Source organism: Aggregatimonas sangjinii, from assembly GCF_005943945.1.
Lineage (GTDB): Bacteria > Bacteroidota > Bacteroidia > Flavobacteriales > Flavobacteriaceae > Pelagihabitans > Pelagihabitans sangjinii.
Window position 1 is genome coordinate 2,857,028 of sequence record NZ_CP040710.1, and the last position, 22,059, is coordinate 2,879,086.

The following is a 22,059-nucleotide window of genomic DNA, read 5'->3' on the forward strand; positions in this document are numbered from 1 at the left end:
ACTAATGAGAGTATGATAAATAAAAACGGGCGTCCAGTAAATGGATGCCCGTTTTTATTTATTGAGACTGTAGTACCACAATTACGTACTACTCATCCTCTACTTCAACTTCTATCAGATTGTCGTCGGGAATACGGTCAATCATTTTGTTATACGGATCGATACCCGCTTTTACCGGCAATTTATCCACAGTAAAGGTATGGGTCGATGTTCCTGGTTTCACCCAAACCTTCTTCAACTCCAATGGTCGCTTTACCGTAAGACCTTTTGCGTTGACCGTATCATTTTCAAAAACGGCAATGTCTAACAAATTCACACTCGTAGGCGACTCCAGGGTTTTACCGAGACCATCGTAATAGGTCTTGCCACTTTCTACGTCGATGGTAACGGTATAGGTATCATCGGCATTCTTCGTATAGGTCGCATTGGTAGTCTTGTTGGAATAGAGCGTAATTTTTTCAAAGCTATCCTTTAAATAGTACTGTAAGCTATCAGGAGTCGCCTTCTTTAAGTAGGAGTACCATTCGGTGGTCGTCGTAAACGGAGCCTCCGGTCTGAAACGGGCGGCCTCGGTATACGCTTTGAACTGGCGATTCAAATTGTCTTCCCCGATAAGATCTTGCAAGGCATACAAAATCAAGCCACCCTTGCGGTACCAAACATACGCTTGGGTATCATTGTCCAGAAGGGTTTTCTCAAACTTGCTTTCGTTGGCCCTACTGCGTAAATAACGGTCCAGCTCCTCCTTTAAAAACTGCTGCATGGCATCGACCCCGTATTCCTTTTTCATGACCATTAGGGAAGAATACTCCGCCATTGTCTCTGATATCTGATTTGCACCCCGCGTAGCGGAAGGGGTAATCTGATGCCCCCACCATTGGTGCGCCACCTCATGCGCGGTTACAGTAAACACATAGTCAAGGTCATCGGGGTCGCTAAAGTCGCCTACCCAGCCAAAACTTTCCGCAAAAGGCACCGTATTCGGAAATGACTGCGCGAAACTGCTGTACCTCGGAAATTCCAAAATACGCATCTGACGATACTGATACGGACCATAATGCTCCGTAAAATAGTCCAGCGATTTCTTTACCCCGTTCACAAAGCGGTCGATATTGTAATCGTGGGTGGGGTGGTGAAAGATTTCAATATTCACCTTCTCCCCTTTCTTACCTGTCCAAACTTCGCGATGTACGGCATATGCCGCTGAGGAAATGTTGTAGAAAAAGTCCATCTCCCCCTCCATTTTGTACGTGAAGTACTTTCTCCCATTTTCTTCCCACTCTTTTTGGAGGTATCCGGGCAGTATGGCGATTTGATCAGGAGCAGTACTTACCGTTCCTTCGAAAGTGATGTAATCGGCATCATCGTTGAAGAGAAGGTTGCTGGTGCCCCAAGCATCGGTTTGTTCGGGGAGCTGGTACTCCTTTACCGGGAGGTCATATTTCTTGCGGTCTTGGTCACTGGTCAGTTCCACATTGGGACTATATCCGAAGGAGGGGAAAAAACCGTCGTTCAAAAAAGTACCATTGTAGACTATGCCCGAACCGCTACCCTCGTTGGGGAACCCTTTATAGGATGCCGCGACGCCCAGTTTCATTGTGACGGTATCGCCAGGTACCAAGGGCGGATTAAAATCATAAATCCGATAACCGAATTTATCGTACTCCTTTGACAATTTGGGCGTTTTGCCTTCGATAAGGAATTCTGTCACTTCTTTTTTCAGTAACCCTTCCGCGCCCCAATTCAGGTGCAGCTGATCGATGGTCTCATTGGTTTTGTTCACCATCTTAAAAACAGAACTAATATTGGCGGCACGTTCTTCAGGAATCAAATCTGCTTTCAGTTTGATATCGATGACCTTCGGTTGTGCGATCCTGTCGTATTTGGCCAACTCTTTCTCATAATCGGCCTGACCGATGGTGCCTTCATCATCGGTTCTGTACTTGTTAATAGTTGTGGTGTTGTGATTGATAAAAGCGCCCGTTCCGATAAAAATAACCAATAGCAGTACTAGGGAACCAATGGACTTCCAGTTCATTCTACTTTTGGCAAGTTGCCATCTGGCCTTTCTTCCGGAATCAGTACCCCGTTTCCAAAAGAGATAGCCAATTACGGTTAATAAGGCACCACAGGCCAGCCAATAGGTTTTAAACCATAATAAGGCCGGAGCAAAATGCCCGAAACCGTTCATATCGCTTACCGTATAGCTAGGGGAATAACTGTAGAGGTACAGATTATTATCGATATCGGCCAATGAGTTGAGTCCGAACAGCAATGCCCAGACAGCAATGGCCACCACATGGCCCAAGAACTTTTTGGTAATGACGGAGTGTACGAAGAAAGCCAGCATCACAAAACTGATGTACTTGGGTAATTCGAATAAATACAAGTCGGTAAAATAACGGCCGAATTCAAAATTAAAATAGCCCTTTAGGACCTGGTTCAGCATTCCACTCACCAAAATCATGTTGACGAGAATAAAACTGACCATGGTCAAAGCCAAGAACTTTGAACCGTAAACAATGCGATTCGGTATGGGCAATGAACCAAATATCTGGTCGTAATTTACGCCCCGTTCCCGATGCAGTACCTCCCCGGTCATAAATACGATTAGGATGAAAATCAAAATAACATAGGTAAAGTTCTTTACCTCGAGCATGTAGTAGGTTAAAGGTAATGAGGGCGTACCGTAGACCGGAGCACCGAACCATCCATCAAAAAACAGGAAACCTACCGCAGCAATTAAAATGGCCTTGAAAAAGTTGTCGGAAATAATGTTCTTGAATTCCATTGCAGCAAGCTTGAAGATTAGCTTTACATTCAAGCCTCTGCTAAACACCTTGTTCACAGCTGGTATCTTGGTTAGGGCCGCTTCGCTCTTTATCTCGGCAATCGCGGTCTTCTTCTTTTTACTGCCAAAATTTTTGTTGAGAAACGACTGAAAATCAAATTTGAACAAGGTCACTAAAAAAAGAGCGACCCCCATTCCAAGCCATAGCAGACGGTTCCACAACAACATTCCTTCCATGGGTACCAAGCGGGTATTCTGTTCCTCGGGCGTCCAATATTCGATAAGGTTGCCCATACTATTAAACCCAAACGGATCCAACAAGCTGGTGAGGGTCTTGTTGTCGATATCCTGGGTCAAGGTCAAGGTGACGAGATAGGTTATAAAAAGAATAGCACCGCCAGCATAGGCTAGCATGACCTTTTTGGTCAAACTGACCAAGGCGAAAAATATACAGCCCGTAAAGAACAAGTTGGTCCAATATAATGTAAGAGTGGGTTGAATATAGTGCCATAAGGTAAGTGAAGTATAGCGTTCCGGCTCGACAAAACCCATGTATGGCCCTACGGCAGAACCGATTATCAGCCCCAATAACAACCCGAGGCTGACCAAAAATAGTATGACCATAGACCCAAAAAAGCGACCAGCTAGATAGCCCTTTTCAGAGATAGGATAGGAGAAGTAGTAGTTCTCGGTCTTGTGTTCGATGTCGCGGTATACCGGAACACCCATAATGGCACTGGCTATCATAATAGCGAAAATACTGATGGTAATCAAAGTGGTCGCTATGGCCGCTGGCGCATTTACGAAGACCTTCTCAGATGCCGGCCCGTTGTCCCCTATGGCCACAAAAAGGCCGAACAACAATAAAATGCCAAAATATGCCCAAGTAGCGGGTCTTTTAAGTCGGTATTTGATTTCAAATAGAAAAATTTCCTTAAACATAATTGTGCTTTTTTAGTCGGTTAGTAGAACAATTAAGCGGAAACGGTTTCCATTCGCGCCGTAATCTCGGCAAAGTACACATCTTCGAGATTAGCCGTACTGGCCTCAAAGGAAGGGTCGGGCTGGTTATCGCTTAGGACGTGAATAACGGTCTGGCCCGCTTTTAGATGTGTTGAGATTACCTTAAGATCCGACTGATACGTAATTAGCTCCGTTTTATCGATGGCTTTCTTCCAAATACGGCCTTTGACATCTTGAGTTAGTTCGGCGGGATTTCCTTTTACCACCACTTCGCCCAAGCAAATGATAGCCATATTGTTACACAAGTTTGAAATATCCTCAACAATATGCGTCGAAAGGATTACGATGGTATTCTCTCCAATTTCACTAAGAAGATTATGAAATCGTACCCGTTCCGCGGGATCAAGACCCGCCGTAGGTTCATCTACAATGATCAACCTAGGATCGCCGATCAGGGCCTGGGCAATACCAAACCGTTGCTTCATACCTCCGGAATAACTACCAAGACTCTTGTTCCGTACATCCCATAAGTTGGTTTTTGTCAGCAATGACTCCACCAGATCTTTTCGTTCCCCTTTGCTTGAAATACCTTTTAGGGAAGCAATATGATTGAGCATGTTGTAGGAGCTGACTTTAGGGTATACTCCGAATTCCTGTGGTAGGTAGCCCAAAATTTTACGAACTTTTTCCTTCTCGTTCAGCACATCCAAATCACCCAAAAATACCGAGCCAGTATCTGCTTGTTGCAATGTCGCCAAGGTGCGCATAAGAGAAGATTTACCTGCACCATTAGGGCCCAAAAGACCGAACATTCCCATGGGAATGGTAAGGTTGACATTTTTTAATGCCTGTACGCCGTTGGAATAGGTTTTGCTTAGGTTTTCAATTTGTAAATTCATGTGTAAATCGATTAGTTGGTTGTTCGTTTTCAGTATGGACAAGAGTAAGAAATGAACTTTTATACCTGTGTTCACTGCCGGTTAAATATAAAACTTTTAACGTAGCTATCTTTTGGGGAAATAACACCTATGGCTTGCATTTCTGTCACCTCGAGTAAACTTATGCGGGTTACCTTCAGTTTCTCTTAAATTGTCCTGATATTCCTATATGACCGTTTTCGGCCAATTAAGTTACACTTTAAAGCGTTTTTCACGAAATACAAGCCGAATACATGTCGGAAAGTAGCGGTTCGGAATGATTAAAAACCACCATATGACGAACAGCGAGATGCCCTCGTTCAGGTCCAATAAAAATTTTGGATTTCAGTTTTAAGGGGTAGTTTATTAAAATTTTACGAAGCTGCGCGATAGAAAAATATTCAGGTCATCGCCTTATCTAAGCGTTCAACATTAAAAGTCGGGAGTTCTATTTGGGCATGAGATGTTTTGAGGTACGCGCCAAGCGAAAATAAGATTCCGTTAGTTCGGAGCTCGTTCCATTTGATGTTATAAGGCGTACTTCAAACTATGACCCCCTTTAGTCGTCACAATCGATATAGCCATACGTCTCGTTCGCTGCTACATTGCTTGTCGAGCAGGTATTGAAAATTGCCACATCGCCCATTACCGTTTTATTATCGGTATCGTAACTATAGTTGAAAGTCATGGTTTCAGCACCTACTATCTCGGTAAGCGCATTATTCGAGGAAAAGTATTTTGCGTTGGGCAAATCGGTACAGAACAAAAGCGGATAGACTTGCCCCTTCCACGGGTTGTTGAAACTGTCATACGTATAGTCCACTACTTCAAATAAAGTTGCTTCCTCGCCTTCCTCGTCGTAAACGTACTTTTCAACTCTGATAACATTTTCATCCCCATCAAAAAAATAGTCACCATAAACATCAGGATTGCCATCTTCAGGTTCAAGGAGAATACGAGTGGTACTCTCGCCATATTCAAAATGCATCGTGCTTAGCAATATCCCTGAAGCGCTCAATCTTTTTACCGTGGTCAGTACCTCGTCTTCATATTTGGTGGTTAATCTGGGGGTATCGGCGGTAAAACTGTTCGTAAACCTTCCGTAGATTATCGAATCCTGCCCAATAGCTCTGACATAAAGGTTCAGGGCAATGGGATCTGTATCCAGCTGCAAAAAATCCTGGTTGATAAAGAATAAATTCCCGTCTACGTTATAGTTGAATTTAAAGATAAATTCATCCGAAGTAATCGTGCTTATCCTACACGTTTTGTCTTCCGCGGTTTCATCATCGGTTGTACACCCGATAAAGACCATGCCAAAAAACACAAGAGCGATGCTGATTGCCTTGCTTTTCATAGATTTTTTTTACTAAGCTAACGGAAATATTACAAAACAAGGGCTTACTGCAAAAATTCTTGCACTACCTGCTGTAATTCGGAGATTCCTTGGTTATCGTAACATCGTGCGGATGGCTCTCATTGATTCCACTTGCGGTAATCTTAACAAAACGACCCGTTTCTTGAAGCGTGGCTATATCCTTTGCACCACAATAGCCCATACCAGCTCGTAGTCCGCCCACGAATTGGTGAATACTTTCGTACAATTCTCCTTTGTAGGGGACGCGACCTACAATGCCCTCGGGCACCAATTTTTTAATGTCATCCTCTACGTCCTGAAAATAACGGTCCTTTGATCCTTGCTTCATGGCCTCTACCGAGCCCATACCCCGATAGGATTTAAATTTTCGTCCCTCGTAGATTATGGTTTCGCCAGGGGACTCTTGCGTACCTGCCAATAACGAGCCGAGCATGACCGTATCGGCCCCTGCGGCTATCGCCTTGGGAATATCACCGGTATATCGAATACCACCGTCTGCAATTACCGGCACCCCACTTCCTTTAATGGCCGCTGCCACTTCAAGTACTGCCGAAAATTGTGGAAAGCCGACTCCGGCAACTACCCGCGTGGTACAAATCGAGCCTGGACCGATTCCGACCTTTACGGCGTCGGCGCCTGCATCTACCAAATATTTTGCCGCTTCGCCCGTAGCGATATTCCCTACGATGACTTCCAGGTCGGGGAATTTCTTTTTGACTTCCTTCAATATGGCCACTACGCCTTTGGTATGACCATGGGCCGTATCGATTACCACTGCATCTACGCCAGCATTGACGAGAGCTTCGGCCCTATCGACCGCATCGGGCGTGACACCTAGAGCTGCCGCTACGCGCAGTCTACCATATTTATCCTTATTGGCATTTGGCTTTTGGGTAAGCTTTGTAATGTCTCTAAACGTAATCAAACCGATGAGTCGATTATCGGTATCCACCACGGGTAATTTTTCTATTTTGTGTTCTTGTAGGATATCCTCAGCTTCCGAAAGTGATGTACCCTCAGCGGCGGTCACCAAATTTTCAGCGGTCATCACCTCCGAAATGGGCCGTTCATTGTTCTTTTCGAATCGCAAATCACGATTGGTCACGATACCGATTAGCTTTCCGGCATCATCAACAATTGGAATTCCCCCGATACTGTGCTCCTTCATATTCGCTTTGGCATCCCCTACCTTGGAATTAAGGGGCATGGTAACGGGGTCCAATATCATTCCGCTTTCGGCACGTTTTACTTTGCGGACTTTAATGGCCTGCTGCTCGATGGTCATATTCTTGTGCAGAACACCTATACCCCCTTCTTGGGCGATGGCGATGGCCATACGGGATTCCGTAACGGTATCCATAGCGGCGGAAACGATTGGTACATTAATCGTAATATTTCGTGTGAATTTTGTTTGGATACTGACTTCGCGTGGAAGTACTTCTGAAAAGGCGGGGACTAAGAGAACGTCGTCGTAGGTAAGGCCTTCGCCGACAATTTTATTGAGATGAGCTTCCATAGCAATTAAAGGATTAATTGCGTGCAAATGTAGTGAAAAAATAAGAGGAAAGACCGCAGCGTTTATAGCCTAAAGAATAAAGGTGGTCGATGCTCTACTGAAATTGAAATTTATTGGGATTTTTCAGTACTTTTTAAACATAGACGGCACACTACCGATATAGCGGAAATCGTAAAGGTCGCGGTCATTAAAAACCCAGAAAGGATAACGATATATTTCATCCAACGTATTCCTGTCCATAAATAATAGATACCCCCGAATGTAAGCAAGACGGACCAAAAAGGTTCGACCGTTAGAAAGCGTTTTAACTTTTTAGGGAGCGCCGTTAACCATACCAAAACGCCCAACAAGAAAAAAATAAGTGCCATTGATTAGGATATGGGTATGTACGATCGTCAGCATTTCCCGTTCACTTTTCTTGAACTTCATCACTCTGGCGTACTCATCGTTCTCATTACCGTTGTAGTTCTCTACGATGCCATCGGGAGAAATCGTGCTTGTTCGGGACACGAATAAAAGTCCTGTTTAAAACCCTACGGACAAGATGATTCTAAAGGCACCGATAAAAACTTTGATTTTCTTAGGGAAATCGGAAAGCCATGGATGATACCGCATTCAAAAAAGCTTAGTTAATGCCATAATTGGTTCTCGCCTGCCTGGCCCAAGCCATCAACGCTTCCTTCTCCGCTTCGGTAAGTCCGCCATGTATCCAGGCATAGGAATCTTCCGGCATGTGGCCTTCTTCGACCTCTTCAATAAGTTCATCCAGTTTATGGTCCCGTTTTTTCGCGTTGTAGCTATCCCATTGCGAAACGTTGAAGTGTTCGTTGCCTTCTTCCACATGATCGGCGATCAAAAGCGAAAAGGGTGCAACTTCTGCATACCAAGGGTACTCGGTCTTGTTACTATGGCAGTCATAGCATTTGCTCTCTAAAATGGCTTTTATTTCTGCAGACGGCTTGGTTTCCGCTTCAAAGGAGGCCACATCGCGATACTCCGCCACGTTTTTTTCAGGACGATAAAACTGAAGCAACACCAATGCCACTAGGCCTAAGACTAAAATCGTTTTTACAATTTTCATATTTCTGATTTTTGATTAGATATCTGTTTATATTGAACTCATCTTGAGTTCATTGTTTTGCTTTCTGCACTCCACACAAAATTCACTATAACGGGACACCGTAAAACTTAAAGTTTAAATTGTAGTGTGGTGTAAAATGTTCTCGGTTCGGCCGGAATGATACCCGGCCCGGGATAACCCGTGGCCCTTCGCGTAAAATAACTATTGTTCAAAACGTTGTTGATGCCTGCCTCGAGCTTCCATTTTTTGTAGGTATACGATAAGGAAAAATCCAAAATATCATAGGCGGGAATAGTTCCTTCAATACCTCTCTGATTGTCATTAGGGTCTTGCGGTGCATTCGTAGCATCCGTAAATTGTTCCGCTAAATAGGTATACTGTAAACTACCAAGTAGATTTTCGTACCCGAAGTTCAATCCTGTTTTAAGATTAACGGCTGGAATGAATTCTACTTGATTCCCTTCGACATTGTTTTCTTCGGAGGAAAGGTATTCCGATCGGGTCAAGGCCAAATTCATAAAGAGGTTCAATTTTAAATTTTGAGCGTTGGGAAGGAATGTTTCTTTTAAACTCCAATTCCCGAAACTTTCCAGACCGTACATAAATGCCGTACCGATGTTACCCCGAAAACGGATAATACGCCCTGTTTCTATTTCTTCACCAGCTGCGTTCGTGCGGGTTTCGTTCTTTAACACCTCGCCCAAACGGTTATCGTACAGAAGGCCAAAACCACTAATATCATAAGCCAAAAAATCTTTCCATCTTCCACGAAATCCCAAATCCGCCGTAAAGCCATCTTCGTCGGTAATATCGGAGTCGACTTGAAAGGATGGGTTTACGACCCGAATATCACTGAAGGTGACAGATCGATAGTTCTGAGAAAAATTACCGTATATCTCGATGCTCGGTGATGCCTTGTACGTCGTACCAACGCCTAGCAAAATAAAAGTCCTGTCGAAAGTCCTATTGTCCTCGATTTCCTCGTTCAGTAACGGATTTCCCGCTAAATCCAATACAATATTTTTATAACTTCCTGCACTTTCCGTTTTAATGTGTTCCAGACGAAAACCCGGGGTGACCGTCAGCTTGTCGGTCAGGTTGAAGATGTTCTCTCCGAAAAAGGCCACGTTCAAGTTCGGAAAGTCAAACTGGGACTGCCTTTCGTAATTGGGAAATTCGTCGTCGGCAAAATTAAAATCAGCATTGAAGGCATTACTTCCCGGCCCCTGCCGTTGGTCGTTTTGGGTTTTGTAGAATTTAGAACCTAATAATAGTGCGGATTCTTTGCCCCACAATTTATACCTTGTTAAAACCCGGGCCTCTGCCCCCCAGTTTTGAAAATTATCGACCAGTAACTCCCTGGGCTCCTCAGGGTCGTCTGCTTGGGAAACCCGGTTCGTCCTGAATCCCAAAGCTTTCCTAGATGCGTCCAATCCAAAAAGGTTCAGGCTAAAATCAGTTTTGGATGAAAATTTATGATCTATCCGCAGGGAATACAATTTCCAATCAACATCGAACCAATTACGTTCCCTATTGCTAAATGTAGGATCGTCCAGAAATTGGGCGTCCGTCAAACCACCTGGTTGCTTTGCCAAATAGTTTAAAAAGGTAGTCTCTAAAGTAAGTTTTGTCTTATCGGAAAGTTGGTAGCCCAAATGCGCAAAATAGTTTCTGCTGTTGTATTCGGAATTCGGTCGAAACCCATTTCCCTCTTTATAATTAAAATAGGTGTAATAACTGAATTTGCCCACCGTACCACTTAAACTATTGAAACTCGTTTTCAGATCGTACGACCCGAGGGTCTGTCGTGATGTCCATTCGATTTTTTTAGTTGGGTTCGGCTTTTTGAATTTGAAATTGACCAAGCCCCCGAACTGTGTCCCGTACTGCAAGGATGCCGCACCACGCACAATTTGAATCTCTTGAAGGGCCTCTGCCGGCGGAGTATAATAGCTTTCGGGATATCCCAAAACATCGGCACTGATATCATAGCCATTCTGACGGGTGTTGAAATTGGCTGTACGATTGGGGTCCAATCCTCTACCACCAATATTCAATTGCAAGCCTGCATCGCCATTGTCATAGATATTCAGCCCGACCACCTGACTGTAGATCTGTCGTGGATTGTTCGCGGCCAGATTACCTGTGATGCCATCCAATAAAACCACCTCACTCTTCTTTCCGGCATAAATCGCGGTACCCTCTATTTTCTTTAATTGCTGTAAGGCGAATATGCGTTCGCGTTGTTGGGTCAAGACGACTTCAGACAGCTGTTCGGTTTCCAAGGGTTTAAGTTGAATCTTGAGATTCATAGGCCTGTCAAAGGTCAATTCCTGTTCAAAGACCGCATATTCATAGGCAAAAACAACAATGGTAAACTTGCCTCCCGCGATATCGGAAAAGGTGAAATTGCCGGTGGCATCCGTATACGTGAGCTTTTGAATTTCTTTCAGATATACTTCCACCTCCGCTAAAGGTTTCCCCTCTTGGTCGGATACCTTCCCAGTAATGGCATTTTGACCCCACCCTGAAAATGATAGCAACAGTACTATGAGATATCTAAAATCCTTTAATGTCATCTTTGAAAGGGATAATCCATTTTTTATGTTCAAAAGACTCGTTTTCCTGCGCCAGATTCGCTGTAGGGTCGATAAAAGTGGTGCTCAATCTACCATTTAAGGCTACTTGGCTATCCACATAAACCTGCACGTTTTTATGGCCATCTTTCTCGAAATGTTTTTTGAGGTAATGTGCGAATTCCAGCATAAAATCGGATTGAAATGCCATTTGTTTTTCTTGAAACGGAGTAAGAAAATCGGTGTTATCGACATAAAACCACCTACCCGATTCCCCATCCACTACCTTGAATTGCGCATAGCCCGATTTCTCGGTAAGCATTACCCGCCAAGAAAAGCGATAGCCCTCTTCCGTCCAAAATAACTCTCCGGGGTAGAGCAAATAACGGAAAGGCACTAGCAACTGAAAGACAAAAAACAGAATGATCACGACGTATTTGAACTGCGGTAGACCTCCATTCTTCCTAAGAAGGTCTTTGTTGGTATCGTAAGTACGTTTTGCTATTCCGAATATCTTAGAAATAAATGCGAGTACTTTATGATGAAAACCCGCATCAAAGAAAATCAAGGTAGAGATAATCATGATGTACGGAAACATACCGATAGGGAATAAGACCCTTGTCAATACATGAAAAACGACAACCAGGGCAAATGCCATGACGCGTGTTTTTCGGTAAAGCAATAAAAACGGAATCGCCAAATCGTATCCGGCCCCCGCCCAACTGAAAGCATATTGCACCCATTCTTGACTCAGCAAATCGCCCAATAGGGGAATGTCGAATTTGGAGGGTAACCAAATTTTCAAGGGCATGGCCTTGAACAACCAATCGGAATTCAATTTAGCCAAACCAGCGTAAAAATATACAATGCCCAAAAGGAGTTTTATACTATTCAACGTCCATGCAGGCACCCGTTGAAATGCAATTTTGGGATTGCGCTTGGCGTCTGCGGAGAAATACACATTCGCTGGAAGAAACAACATCAAAAAACTCAACGCACTTATAAAATAATAGTGGTTGAGGTAGGTTGTTTTATCCATCAATTCGATATAGGTAAAACTGAGAAAAAAAGTAAGTATGGCAAGTTTATATTTGTAACCGACGGCTACAAAAATGGCAGAAAGGGCACATATTAAAAAAATCAAATACGTATAATCTCCAAGAGGTTTTACCCATTCGAAACCGTAATAGGAAAAAAATAATTTCGGTTCAATGTATAATTTTTGAATCCAACCGTAGCTCCAAAACCGAACGATACTGAGCAGCATCATCAGGCCGAACAAAATGCGAAAGACCGCCAGTGGGGCGGCCTCTACGCTTTTAAAGATATATTTTTCTCTTAGGGATATCATTTTCTAATCGCCATCGGCATCGACAAAATCAATACTGATACTCATGGCCGACACCATATCCACCTTTAAAAGAGGAACGATACGCTGCACTTCGTCATATGCCAACAGCATGTTCGTCGGCGGTGAATTGTTCTCTATCTCATCTCGAAACGTATTCAAGGCACCGACCATTTCTCGCGACGCGTTCAATTGGTCGTTAATCGCGGCTTTAAGATCCTCACCGTCTTTCACGCTGTTTAACGCATCTAAATAAGAGGCCAAACTTTCACCGCTGACGCTGGAACTAAAGTGGGTGCCGTTGAAGAAATCCTGTACCGCCTGCAAGCCCTCCAAAAACAACGTTTTGGAAATATCCCCTTTGTAAACCGCCTCTACTTTTTCCGGAAGCGGACTTCCCGAGAACACACCTAATGGAATTCCCATCTTACCCGCTCTCAAGAACTTCTCGAAATAGAATATATAATCGTTCACAAAACGGTCGACCGAGGCTGTGGCGGAAGCACCATCATTGGCAATAAAGGTCGCGCGGTAACTATCTTTCCAAGTGGCCAAAACTTGATCCGAACGTATTTTCATATCTGTTAAAACCGTTTCTACATAGGCGATGAGGGCATCTTTATCAGCTCCGTTGTACTTAGAGACTATTTCCTGATCACCCACCTCAAGACCATTGATCAGATAATCCAAGGCCGGGAACCCCTTGGCGTCCCTATTTGAAGAAAGGGTCAGATCATATGTTCCAGAAGCCATATGTTCTTCGATTTTCGCCGTATCGGTCGGATACGTATTCATACTAAACCGAAGGTCCGCTATTTCCGCAGGGCCTATTTCGAATAGAGCCACGTGCTGCCAACTTTTATAGGCGGAGAGCCAGGCTTCCCGAAAAGCAACTAGATTTGTGGTACTGGCGTCCGTTTTAAAGGTTTCAAAGGAAGCGGTCAACCCTGACATCTCCTCTGAAAAGGATTCGTAAGAAGGAATAATGATATTGTCGGCCCAATTGATCAGCATCGGACCACGTGCAAAACTGACTTCCTCCACATCCGGCTTACTTTCTTCTGGCGGGTCGACGGTCGGACTATTATCCGAAGAACAGGCCCAAACCAGAGTCAACAAGAGTAGCATTCCTAAAATCCTCTTCATAGCTTATTTTTATTTATTCTAATTAAAGACAAAAGTAAAAAAGCAGCTTGTTCTAACCTAGAAAGAAGCTGCCTTTTTTATGAACAATTCATTAACTTATTATTCTTTTATTCTGCAGCCTGTTCCAAAGTAAAGTCGAACCGATCCGCTATGGCCGCAGCGATGGTATCCAGGGTTGCGGGCGTTACATCCCAAAGTCCGTTTTCACCATCATCCATCAAATCGATTAAAAACGCATCCACTTCGGCTTTGGTAAAGTAGGCATCGGTCGCGTTCGGTTTTCTGGTAAACTGTAGGCTGTATATAAAGCCGTATCCTTCCGATAAATCGTGAAAAGCACTCCCATAGGCAGGGGTTTCCTGTGTTAGGGGTGCCTTTGCTTGCTGTAAATAGTATACCGCCCGAATACCTATAATTTCGGAAATTTTCTGTTTGATGATTTCGGCCTGCTCGTCGCGTACGTCATATTGTTTTGCCACAATCGCGGCCCTCCCTAATTTGAAAGCCTGGAAAATCTCATCTGCGACTCCAGCAAAATCGGTATCGTCTTCTACCCTACCGATATATTTATTCAAAAAACTATCCGCGCCCAAATCCGCATTTGGGTCACTGGCATCGGCATTTAACCCGTATACATAACCATAGGCTTCGTCCCATTTATGCTCCATGGTGGTATACGATTTACCTTCCTCAACAACACCATCATCGTTGTTCGCTCTATTATCGGCCTCATCCAATATAGTCGGACTCAAATAGTTGTTCAAAATTTGATCGGCGGTCAATGCCCCGATCAGCCCTTTATTGAATAATTGGTTGTATTCCAATCCTGTGCTACTAACATATCGTGTGGACGAACCGTCGGCGAGTTGCCCAGCGGTACCAGCTTCGGCGGGGACGTTCCAATTCGGAAAAACCTCGGTTACCTGAGCGGTAATCCAACCGTCAAAGTCTGCGCGTATCAATGCTTGATCCGTTGCGTTCGATGAAAAGAAATCGGCCGAGGCAGCCGTCTTACTGCGAACACTTTTATCGGAAGCGTTCAAATCGGCATCTTCAAAATCCGCAGCTCCTTCTTCATGGGCGAACATTGCCTGAATACGCTCGGCAGTGGTCATCTCATCACCAAATGCCCCGAGTATTTCATCCCCCATGAGCAATCTAGTCGTCTGACCGCTAAAACTCACGGTACTCTCCCCATCCCGTTCAAATAGATAACTACTGGGATTCTCGATTGCCGTTTCACAAGGCGTGCAAGAGCCTCCGCAATCCACTCCGGTTTCGTCACCATTCTGTATTCCATCGGAACAGGTGGCTCCTATGGGGTCATTATCATCCGAATCACATGCGGTAAATAACAGTCCGCTGGCCAAGGTCAATAGTATAAAAGCTCTTTTCATTCTTAGTGTTATCTTTATTTAGACTTGTTTTAAATAGATGAACAAATCTACTATATGAATTGCAGACACACAAAACTATTTATAATAAATCTAAATAAACATAAAGATTTAACACTTCGGACCCATTGAAGCCATATTATGGTAATCTATAAACCGATGGGCAAATTTATAGTACTAAAAAAAGGCCTCCTTTCGGAAGCCCTTTATCTCTGATGAAATATTTTATATCTACTAAGCTGATGCACTCTGCGGCGCCCAGTGGTTACACGACATACCTGGAGCGGCTTTTTGGGGATTTGCACAATCGCTCGTTTCAAAACGAACACAACTCACACAATTCTGCTCGGTTTTTAAGGCGGCTTTCATTTCAAAGCTGTCACAGGTGTAACTGTTTCCTACTTGTACACCATGTACTTTGCACGTATTACCCTCCACTAAATTTTCACAATTGATACAACTATTTCCTAAACGTATTGCCATGGCTTTATTTTTTATTCAATTAAATATAGCATCATGAACGTTTAGAAACAATTTAAACTATCGTTTGGGCATAGTTTCTATTTAGATTAGTTTAAAATAGCTGGATGATCATTCTTGAAGCGATTTATAAAAAGGGCTTCAAAAGACTTGGCTGTTCCTTGAAGCCGGCGTATCAAAGGAAATAGCATTAAACATTAAGGTGCGTATTTCAATCCCATCTACGTAATCGAATTTGACCGTACAAATTTTCCTTTGGCCTATTCTTTCAAATTTCCTAATCATCTAATGATATGTAGTAAACAACTCCGTAGCCTTATTATAAGCAGCTTCGAAAACCATCCAATTGACACCTGTATCGGCTTTTTGGGCCGTAAAATGGGAAAGCATTTTTTCGGTGGGCATGTTCCCCGTCAGTTCGTCTTTTGCCATGGGGCAGCCACCAAAACCCTGTACGGCACCATCGAACCTTCTGCAACCTGCCTTGTAGGCAGCATCTACCTTTTCGTGCCATTTGGTCGGCGTCGTATGCAAGTGCGCGCCAAATTCGATTTCCGGATATTTGGGTATCAAATTTGAAAATAGATAATCGATTACTTCAGGGGTCGATGTACCGACCGTATCGGACAGGGACAATATGCGAGCACCCATCTTCGCCAGTTTTTCGGTCCACTCCCCTACTACCTCAACACTCCACGGGTCTCCGTACGGATTTCCAAATCCCATTGAAATATAAGTGACCACCTCCTTACCGGAGGCATCCGCTAAATTGAAGATCTCCTGCAGCGTCTCTACGGATTCTTCAATCGTTTTATGGGTATTTCGCATCTGAAAATTTTCGGAAATGGAAAACGGAAAACCCAAATAATCGATTTGTTCATGGGTACAGGCGTCTTTGGCTCCTCGAACATTGGCCACGATCGCCAAGAGTTTGCTTTTGGTTTTGGTGAGATCCAAAAAGGAAAGTACCTCCGCCGTATCTACCATCTGGGGAATGGCTTTTGGGGAAACGAAACTTCCAAAATCGATGGTATCGAAACCACAGCCCAACAATGATTGCAAGTACCTGACCTTTTCCTTGGTGGGAATAAAAGTCTTGATGCCTTGCATCGCATCCCTCGGACATTCAATGATTTTTATTTTATTTGACATGATACATACCATTCGACGTCAGTGATCAACCTGGTTTTTCTTCACCTCTATTTCCTATATCCAAAACCGCAAGTAAAACTACTACTATTAATCCGAAAACAATAGGTAGGCGGCGATACCGGTAAAAACCAAAATCTGCAGCCATTTGAGAACGATTCCGATCTTTGAATTTTTGGTTATGTAGGTTGAAATCTCTCCCGCTAATATCGCAATAGCAGCAAATATGATGAAGGACACCAGCATGAAAAGTAATCCTAGCACATAAAATTGCACAACGGTATCCAGTGTCTCGCTGAACAAAAAACCAGGAAAAAACGCTAGGAAGAACACCGTAACCTTAGGGTTGAGCACGTTCATGACAAATCCCTGCCGAAATAGGCGTATCAGGCTTTCCTTCGGAACGTTCCCGGCGTTTAGCTGAACAGCCGCATCGCTCCTAAACACCTGAAAAGCGAGATATAGCAGATAGACCGCTCCAAAGATTTTAATCGTAAAAAAAAGTTCGTCATTCGCCCTGATCAAGGCCGAAACGCCAAAGGCCAATAGCGTCGTATGTACCAAACAGCCGGAGATGAGCCCCGCAACGGTTGCCAACCCAAATTTTTTGCCATGTGTTATGCTTTGGGTAAGCACATAAATATTATCCGGACCGGGAGAAATCGCCAAGCCAGCGGTGGCAAGCATAAAAGCGTAGAGAATTTCGTAATTCACCATGCAGATTAATTGTTGAGTCAGTCTATCAGAAAAGTTTTTAACAAATTATATAACCAATTCTTTTGTAGACATAGCAGGCGCTAAAATAACCCTAAAATATAAATAACATCCAGTACCCCTAAAGAACCTGAATCAATCGTAAAGGTCCGATATCAAAGAGAACGGAATCGAAGAAAAATTTCTAGAATCGACCTGTTTTAAAACGTGTGTAAATTTTGGCAACTATAATATTACACTCAAGTCATTACGTTATTTAGCTATTTGATAGATACCCTAGATTGCCTGAATATTTTCGGGAGCGCCTCAAAGTAGTGATTGGGTGCGGTGAGATTGAAAGTAATTCAAGCCAAAACGGGAAACTGCACTAAAACCAGAATGGTAATTGCCGAGTTGCCTATCAATTTCATATCTTTCTACAAACTAAATTTCCCATGAAATTAACGCATGTCGCTGTCACCCTTTTTATTACCTTGATTTCGCTAACGCTGATATCGTCTAATTGGAACGATATTAGAAAAATTAAAGCGGAAATGACGGACATCAGAAAGGACAGCGTACTCAGACATGTGGTGCTTTTCAAATTTAAAGAGGCCACTTTACCTGAAAAAATCGCGGAAATCGAAGCAGCTTTTGCAGACTTACCCAATAAAATTCCTGAAATATATTCTTTCGAATGGGGACTTAACAACAGCCCCGAAGGTTTGAACAAAGGGCTCACCCATTGTTTCTTACTTACTTTTAAAAGCGAAGCTGATCGCGATACTTACCTGCCTCATCCAGACCATAAGGCCTTCGGTGCCCTACTTACACCACATTTAGAAGATGTTACGGTGGTGGATTATTGGGCGAAATAGCATTGTGCGATTTGAAATTTGAGAAAACAAGCAAACCTCTTGATTTATTAATCATTAACTAGACAAGTTCTGCAACCTCAATTTTCCCGCAAGTGCAAGACTTTACGAACTCTTTTCCAAAATTGCCTTGTTAATGCGTTTTACGAGTGAAGGCCCCTCGTAAACGAAACCTGTCCATAGTTGGATCAAATCCGCGCCGGCATCCAGCTTTTCCATAGCTTCTTCGGGACCAAGAATTCCGCCCACAGCGATAATAGGAAATGCTTTATCGCTTTTTTCGGCTAGAAAACGAACGACTTCGGTACTCCGTTTTCTTAAGGGTTTTCCGCTCAGACCACCTTTTTCCTCCGTTTCGACCAGCGGCGACACAAGGCCTTCTCTGGAAATTGTTGTGTTAGTCGCGATAACTCCGTCTATTTTAGTGGCAGCTACTATTTCGATAATATCCATCAACTGCTCGTCCGACAGGTCTGGAGCTATCTTTAAAAGAATGGGTTTTTCTTTTCCTTGATTTACTTTTGCCGCAATCTTGGTATTCTCTTTTTTGAGCTCCATCAACAATCCCGTAAGCGGCTCTTTATCCTGTAACTCCCGCAATCCTGGGGTATTGGGTGAACTAACGTTGACCACAAAATAGTCGACATATTCAAAAAGTGCGTCAAAACATATGAGATAGTCTAATTTAGCGTCGCTATTGGAGGTCAGCTTATTCTTGCCAATGTTACCGCCAACCAGTACGCGGTGTTCTTTCTTTAGGTTCTCGACGGCCTCAAAAACACCTTTATTGTTAAAACCCATTCGATTTATGATCGCCTGATCTTTTTTTAACCGAAATAACCTTTTTTTCGGATTTCCATCTTGAGGCTTTGGGGTTAGCGTACCTATTTCGATAAATCCGAATCCGAAATCGCTCAACTCATTGTAGAGTTTGGCATCCTTATCAAAACCAGCCGCCAACCCGACCGGATTTTTGAATTTCAATCCAAAAACCTCACGTTCCAACCTTGGATCGCTAATCACATAAAGCGATCTGAAAACTTTAGAGAAACCTAATTTCGACAATAGTCCGATCGCCCAAAAACTGAGGTGGTGCACCCTTTCGGGATCTAAGGAGAAAAGGAGCGGTCTAATGAAGTGTTTGTACATGAAAATGCCGTAGGTTTTGCCAAAAATACGAACAGAATAGCAGTATTTCTCCTATCTCAGGCGATTTTATCAACAAGTCCGTAAAATTATTCCGGACTTATACTGTCTTTATACATAACAGGGATAATACGAATCGGTTTTCGCAATGCCTCACCACAAAGACTCAAGTAGCGTTCGTATTGTTTCGGATTGAAAGTTTCCAATAATTTCTTATCGCTTTCCCATGAGACATTTACCATTTTCTCCTTTAGCACTTTGTATTTATCCGACAATGCTATCAATTCTGCCTCGGTACTTTGCGGATGCGTATTAAAGAGTTTTTGAATCTCTTCCTCAATACCCTGCTGGGTAGTCTGCAGGTCATCCCTTAAGGTTTTCATAGTCGTCTGTTGTTCGGCATTCAGTTGAAAAATATCAACAATCGTATTGTGGTTCTTTCCACCAATATCCAGAGTACACTCTTGGGCTCGTCCGAAGAAAACGGACAACAACAGGCCTACAAGTACATAAAATGACTTTAAACGTTCATGATGTATCATATTCAAATGTACGATTTCAATTCCTCTTGTATAAACTGTATTTTTATGTAAAAATTATACAAATGCAACAGATTATCGACCGGTTTATAAGCTACGTAAAAATAGATACGCAGAGTGACCCCAATTCGGATACCACGCCCAGTACCGAAAAACAATGGCATCTGGCGGACTTGTTGGTAGATGAGCTTATTCGCATAGGTATGGAGGATGTTACCGTAGATGACAATGCTTACATAATGGCGACCTTGCCCAGCAACTTGGATTTTGAGGTACCGGTCATCGGCTTTATTTCACATTTTGACACTTCTCCCGATTTTTCAGGTACTGGTGTCAACCCGCAAGTAATCAATGATTACGACGGAGGCGACATTGTATTGAACGTGGAGGAAAAAATAGTACTCTCCCCATATTATTTTGATGATCTCTTACATTATAAGGGTCAAACGCTGATTACCACAGATGGCACTACCCTTCTCGGCGCCGACGACAAAGCGGGCATCACCGAAATTATTACCGCCATGGAATATCTTGTGCAACATCCGGAAATAAAACATGGCAAAATTCGTGTGGGCTTTACCCCGGATGAAGAAATAGGAAGAGGTGCCCATAAGTTCGATGTGGAAAAATTCGGTGCGGACTGGGCATATACCATGGATGGAAGCCAAGTAGGCGAATTGGAATACGAGAACTTCAATGCCGCTTCGGCCAAAGTAACCATAAAGGGTAAAAGCGTTCACCCGGGCTACGCCATGGGCAAAATGGTGAATGCGATAAGTATTGCCAATGAGTTTATGTGGATTTTACCAATTGAGGAAACGCCACAAAATACCACCAATAGGGATGGTTTTTTTCACATACACCATATGCAAGGGACGATCGAGCATGCAGAATTTGAATTGATCGTTCGCGATCATGATCGTTTGCATTTCGAAAAGCGAAAGCAACTGCTTTTGGATATCACGGAAAAATTAAACGCTTTGTATAACGATTGTGTTCAGATCAAATTGAAAGACCAGTACTATAATATGCGTGAAAAAGTAGAACCTGTAATGCATATCGTCGATTTGGCCAAAGAAGCGATGCAAGCCGTAGGCGTAAAACCGATCATAAAACCCATACGTGGGGGAACCGATGGTTCGCAACTGAGTTTTATGGGCCTGCCGTGCCCTAATATTTTTGCCGGCGGCCATAATTTTCACGGTAAATATGAATATGTACCCGTAGAGAGTATGCAGAAGGCAGTAGCGGTAATCGTCAAAATTTGTGAGCTGCTAGCAGAAAAAAGTGAAGGTAAAACCTAGGGACATAATCTTGACCAGTTGAATCTATCAACAATTTCACAATGGAAAAATCAGAAAAAATAGAACGGTATTACGCCGAGGAACATCCTTTTAAACCGCACATCGCTATTTTGAGGGAAATCGCATTAAAGCTTAACCTCGAGGAAACCTATAAATGGAATTTTCCGACCTATATGGTCAATGGTAAAAACGTATTGGCTATTTGTAAATTCAACCAACATTGCGGCATCTGGTTCTTTAATGGGGTCTTTCTTTCCGATTCGGAAAAGGTTTTGGAGAATGCGCAAGAAGGTAAGACACAGGCCATGCGCCATTGGAAGTTCAAGGCTACGGATGAAATCAATATCAAAAAAGTGTCCGCCTATATGACGGAGGCGATAGGCAACGAGCAGAAGGGCATTAAACTGGCTCCGAAGAAAAAAGCCCCTGTAACAGTTGTACTCCCTAAGGAATTGAAGGAAGTCTTTCGGCAGGACAAGAACTTTAAAAAAGCCTTTACGACATTATCGGATTACCAACAGCGTGAATATGGCGAGTATATCGCAACGGCGAAACAGGAAAAAACAAAACGCTCGCGTCTTGAAAAAATAATCCCCATGATCATGGCGGGCAAAGGCCTGAATGATAAGTACAAGTAATGACCTCGGTCGATTCTTAATGGTTTAAACGCAAAGCTCGCCAAGGTTTTCGCAAGGGGCGCTAGGAATTTATTATAGAAAGTGCCGAGCTGCACGTATATCGGCTTGGCACCAAAAATCTTCTT

Annotated in this window: 17 protein-coding genes; 3 read left to right on the forward strand and 14 right to left on the reverse strand. The window is 43.3% G+C overall.

The annotated features are described in order from the left end of the window. Positions 1 to 88: 88 nt before the first annotated feature. The 12 genes from FGM00_RS11960 to FGM00_RS12020 form a co-directional block, all read right to left on the reverse strand. A complete protein-coding gene (locus tag FGM00_RS11960; protein WP_138853132.1) occupies positions 89 to 3,733 on the reverse strand; it encodes an ABC transporter permease/M1 family aminopeptidase in 3,645 nt (1,214 codons plus the stop codon). Positions 3,734 to 3,765: 32 nt separating this feature from the next. Continuing rightward, entirely contained in the window at positions 3,766 to 4,653 is an 888-nt protein-coding gene (locus FGM00_RS11965) for an ABC transporter ATP-binding protein (RefSeq protein ID WP_138853133.1), read from the reverse strand. 577 nt (positions 4,654 to 5,230) lie between these two features. After that, positions 5,231 to 6,028 carry a hypothetical protein gene (locus FGM00_RS11970; protein ID WP_138853134.1) on the reverse strand — a complete coding sequence of 266 codons (798 nt, stop codon included), beginning with the start codon at positions 6,026 to 6,028 and terminating at the stop codon, positions 5,231 to 5,233. Positions 6,029 to 6,092: 64 nt separating this feature from the next. Then, positions 6,093 to 7,565 (reverse strand): IMP dehydrogenase, encoded by a 1,473-nt coding sequence (gene guaB, locus FGM00_RS11975; RefSeq protein ID WP_138853135.1) that lies wholly within the window; start codon positions 7,563 to 7,565, stop codon positions 6,093 to 6,095. 312 nt (positions 7,566 to 7,877) lie between these two features. Beyond that, a complete protein-coding gene (locus FGM00_RS20075) occupies positions 7,878 to 8,075 on the reverse strand; it encodes a hypothetical protein (protein ID WP_317130215.1) in 198 nt (65 codons plus the stop codon). Between the two features lie 115 nt (positions 8,076 to 8,190). Beyond that, positions 8,191 to 8,646, reverse strand: a complete 456-nt coding sequence (locus FGM00_RS11985; RefSeq protein WP_138853136.1) for a heme-binding domain-containing protein — start codon at positions 8,644 to 8,646, stop codon at positions 8,191 to 8,193. A gap of 107 nt (positions 8,647 to 8,753) precedes the next feature. Continuing rightward, positions 8,754 to 11,225, reverse strand: coding sequence for a TonB-dependent receptor (locus FGM00_RS11990; protein ID WP_138853137.1), 2,472 nt, complete (start codon positions 11,223 to 11,225; stop codon positions 8,754 to 8,756). After that, the gene (locus tag FGM00_RS11995; RefSeq protein ID WP_138853138.1) at positions 11,206 to 12,573 is read right to left on the reverse strand and encodes an HTTM domain-containing protein; all 1,368 of its coding nucleotides are present in this window, start codon (positions 12,571 to 12,573) and stop codon (positions 11,206 to 11,208) included. The genes FGM00_RS11990 and FGM00_RS11995 overlap by 20 nt, the downstream gene beginning before the upstream one ends. Positions 12,574 to 12,576: 3 nt before the next feature. Further along, entirely contained in the window at positions 12,577 to 13,716 is a 1,140-nt protein-coding gene (locus FGM00_RS12000; RefSeq protein ID WP_138853139.1) for an imelysin family protein, read from the reverse strand. A gap of 107 nt (positions 13,717 to 13,823) precedes the next feature. Beyond that, the gene (locus FGM00_RS12005; RefSeq protein ID WP_138853140.1) at positions 13,824 to 15,113 is read right to left on the reverse strand and encodes a DUF4856 domain-containing protein; all 1,290 of its coding nucleotides are present in this window, start codon (positions 15,111 to 15,113) and stop codon (positions 13,824 to 13,826) included. Positions 15,114 to 15,875: 762 nt separating this feature from the next. Continuing rightward, positions 15,876 to 16,742 carry a hydroxymethylglutaryl-CoA lyase gene (locus FGM00_RS12015; RefSeq protein ID WP_138853142.1) on the reverse strand — a complete coding sequence of 289 codons (867 nt, stop codon included), beginning with the start codon at positions 16,740 to 16,742 and terminating at the stop codon, positions 15,876 to 15,878. 87 nt (positions 16,743 to 16,829) lie between these two features. Continuing rightward, positions 16,830 to 17,453: a LysE family translocator gene (locus tag FGM00_RS12020; protein WP_138854700.1), complete on the reverse strand. Its 624-nt coding sequence runs from the start codon at positions 17,451 to 17,453 to the stop codon at positions 16,830 to 16,832. 434 nt (positions 17,454 to 17,887) lie between these two features. Here FGM00_RS12020 and FGM00_RS12025 point away from each other — a divergent pair, with 434 nt between their 5' ends. Next, positions 17,888 to 18,310, forward strand: a complete 423-nt coding sequence (locus FGM00_RS12025) for a Dabb family protein (protein ID WP_138853143.1) — start codon at positions 17,888 to 17,890, stop codon at positions 18,308 to 18,310. A 102-nt stretch (positions 18,311 to 18,412) separates the two neighbouring features. Here FGM00_RS12025 and FGM00_RS12030 read toward each other — a convergent pair whose 3' ends face one another. Both FGM00_RS12030 and FGM00_RS12035 read right to left on the reverse strand, forming a co-directional pair. Further along, positions 18,413 to 19,456 (reverse strand): quinone-dependent dihydroorotate dehydrogenase, encoded by a 1,044-nt coding sequence (locus FGM00_RS12030; protein WP_138853144.1) that lies wholly within the window; start codon positions 19,454 to 19,456, stop codon positions 18,413 to 18,415. Between the two features lie 86 nt (positions 19,457 to 19,542). After that, positions 19,543 to 19,995: a hypothetical protein gene (locus FGM00_RS12035; RefSeq protein ID WP_138853145.1), complete on the reverse strand. Its 453-nt coding sequence runs from the start codon at positions 19,993 to 19,995 to the stop codon at positions 19,543 to 19,545. Positions 19,996 to 20,057: 62 nt separating this feature from the next. On the opposite strand from FGM00_RS12035, the gene pepT reads away from it, so the two are divergent. Both pepT and FGM00_RS12045 read left to right on the forward strand, forming a co-directional pair. Further along, entirely contained in the window at positions 20,058 to 21,296 is a 1,239-nt protein-coding gene (gene pepT / locus FGM00_RS12040; protein ID WP_138853146.1) for a peptidase T, read from the forward strand. A gap of 41 nt (positions 21,297 to 21,337) precedes the next feature. After that, positions 21,338 to 21,934, forward strand: coding sequence for a YdeI/OmpD-associated family protein (locus tag FGM00_RS12045; RefSeq protein ID WP_138853147.1), 597 nt, complete (start codon positions 21,338 to 21,340; stop codon positions 21,932 to 21,934). The last annotated feature ends 125 nt before the right edge of the window (positions 21,935 to 22,059 follow it).

Excerpts from the sequence above, each read along its gene's own strand:
- FGM00_RS11960 (WP_138853132.1), bottom strand. The coding sequence starts at position 3,733 with ATGTTTAAGGAAATTTTTCTATTTGAAATCAAATACCGACTTAAAAGA.
- FGM00_RS11965 (WP_138853133.1), bottom strand. The coding sequence starts at position 4,653 with ATGAATTTACAAATTGAAAACCTAAGCAAAACCTATTCCAACGGCGTA.
- FGM00_RS11970 (WP_138853134.1), bottom strand. The coding sequence starts at position 6,028 with ATGAAAAGCAAGGCAATCAGCATCGCTCTTGTGTTTTTTGGCATGGTC.
- guaB (WP_138853135.1), bottom strand. The coding sequence starts at position 7,565 with ATGGAAGCTCATCTCAATAAAATTGTCGGCGAAGGCCTTACCTACGAC.
- FGM00_RS11985 (WP_138853136.1), bottom strand. The coding sequence starts at position 8,646 with ATGAAAATTGTAAAAACGATTTTAGTCTTAGGCCTAGTGGCATTGGTG.
- FGM00_RS11990 (WP_138853137.1), bottom strand. The coding sequence starts at position 11,225 with ATGACATTAAAGGATTTTAGATATCTCATAGTACTGTTGCTATCATTT.
- FGM00_RS11995 (WP_138853138.1), bottom strand. The coding sequence starts at position 12,573 with ATGATATCCCTAAGAGAAAAATATATCTTTAAAAGCGTAGAGGCCGCC.
- FGM00_RS12000 (WP_138853139.1), bottom strand. The coding sequence starts at position 13,716 with ATGAAGAGGATTTTAGGAATGCTACTCTTGTTGACTCTGGTTTGGGCC.
- FGM00_RS12005 (WP_138853140.1), bottom strand. The coding sequence starts at position 15,113 with ATGAAAAGAGCTTTTATACTATTGACCTTGGCCAGCGGACTGTTATTT.
- FGM00_RS12015 (WP_138853142.1), bottom strand. The coding sequence starts at position 16,742 with ATGTCAAATAAAATAAAAATCATTGAATGTCCGAGGGATGCGATGCAA.
- FGM00_RS12025 (WP_138853143.1), top strand. The coding sequence starts at position 17,888 with ATGAAATTAACGCATGTCGCTGTCACCCTTTTTATTACCTTGATTTCG.
- FGM00_RS12030 (WP_138853144.1), bottom strand. The coding sequence starts at position 19,456 with ATGTACAAACACTTCATTAGACCGCTCCTTTTCTCCTTAGATCCCGAA.
- FGM00_RS12035 (WP_138853145.1), bottom strand. The coding sequence starts at position 19,995 with ATGATACATCATGAACGTTTAAAGTCATTTTATGTACTTGTAGGCCTG.
- pepT (WP_138853146.1), top strand. The coding sequence starts at position 20,058 with ATGCAACAGATTATCGACCGGTTTATAAGCTACGTAAAAATAGATACG.
- FGM00_RS12045 (WP_138853147.1), top strand. The coding sequence starts at position 21,338 with ATGGAAAAATCAGAAAAAATAGAACGGTATTACGCCGAGGAACATCCT.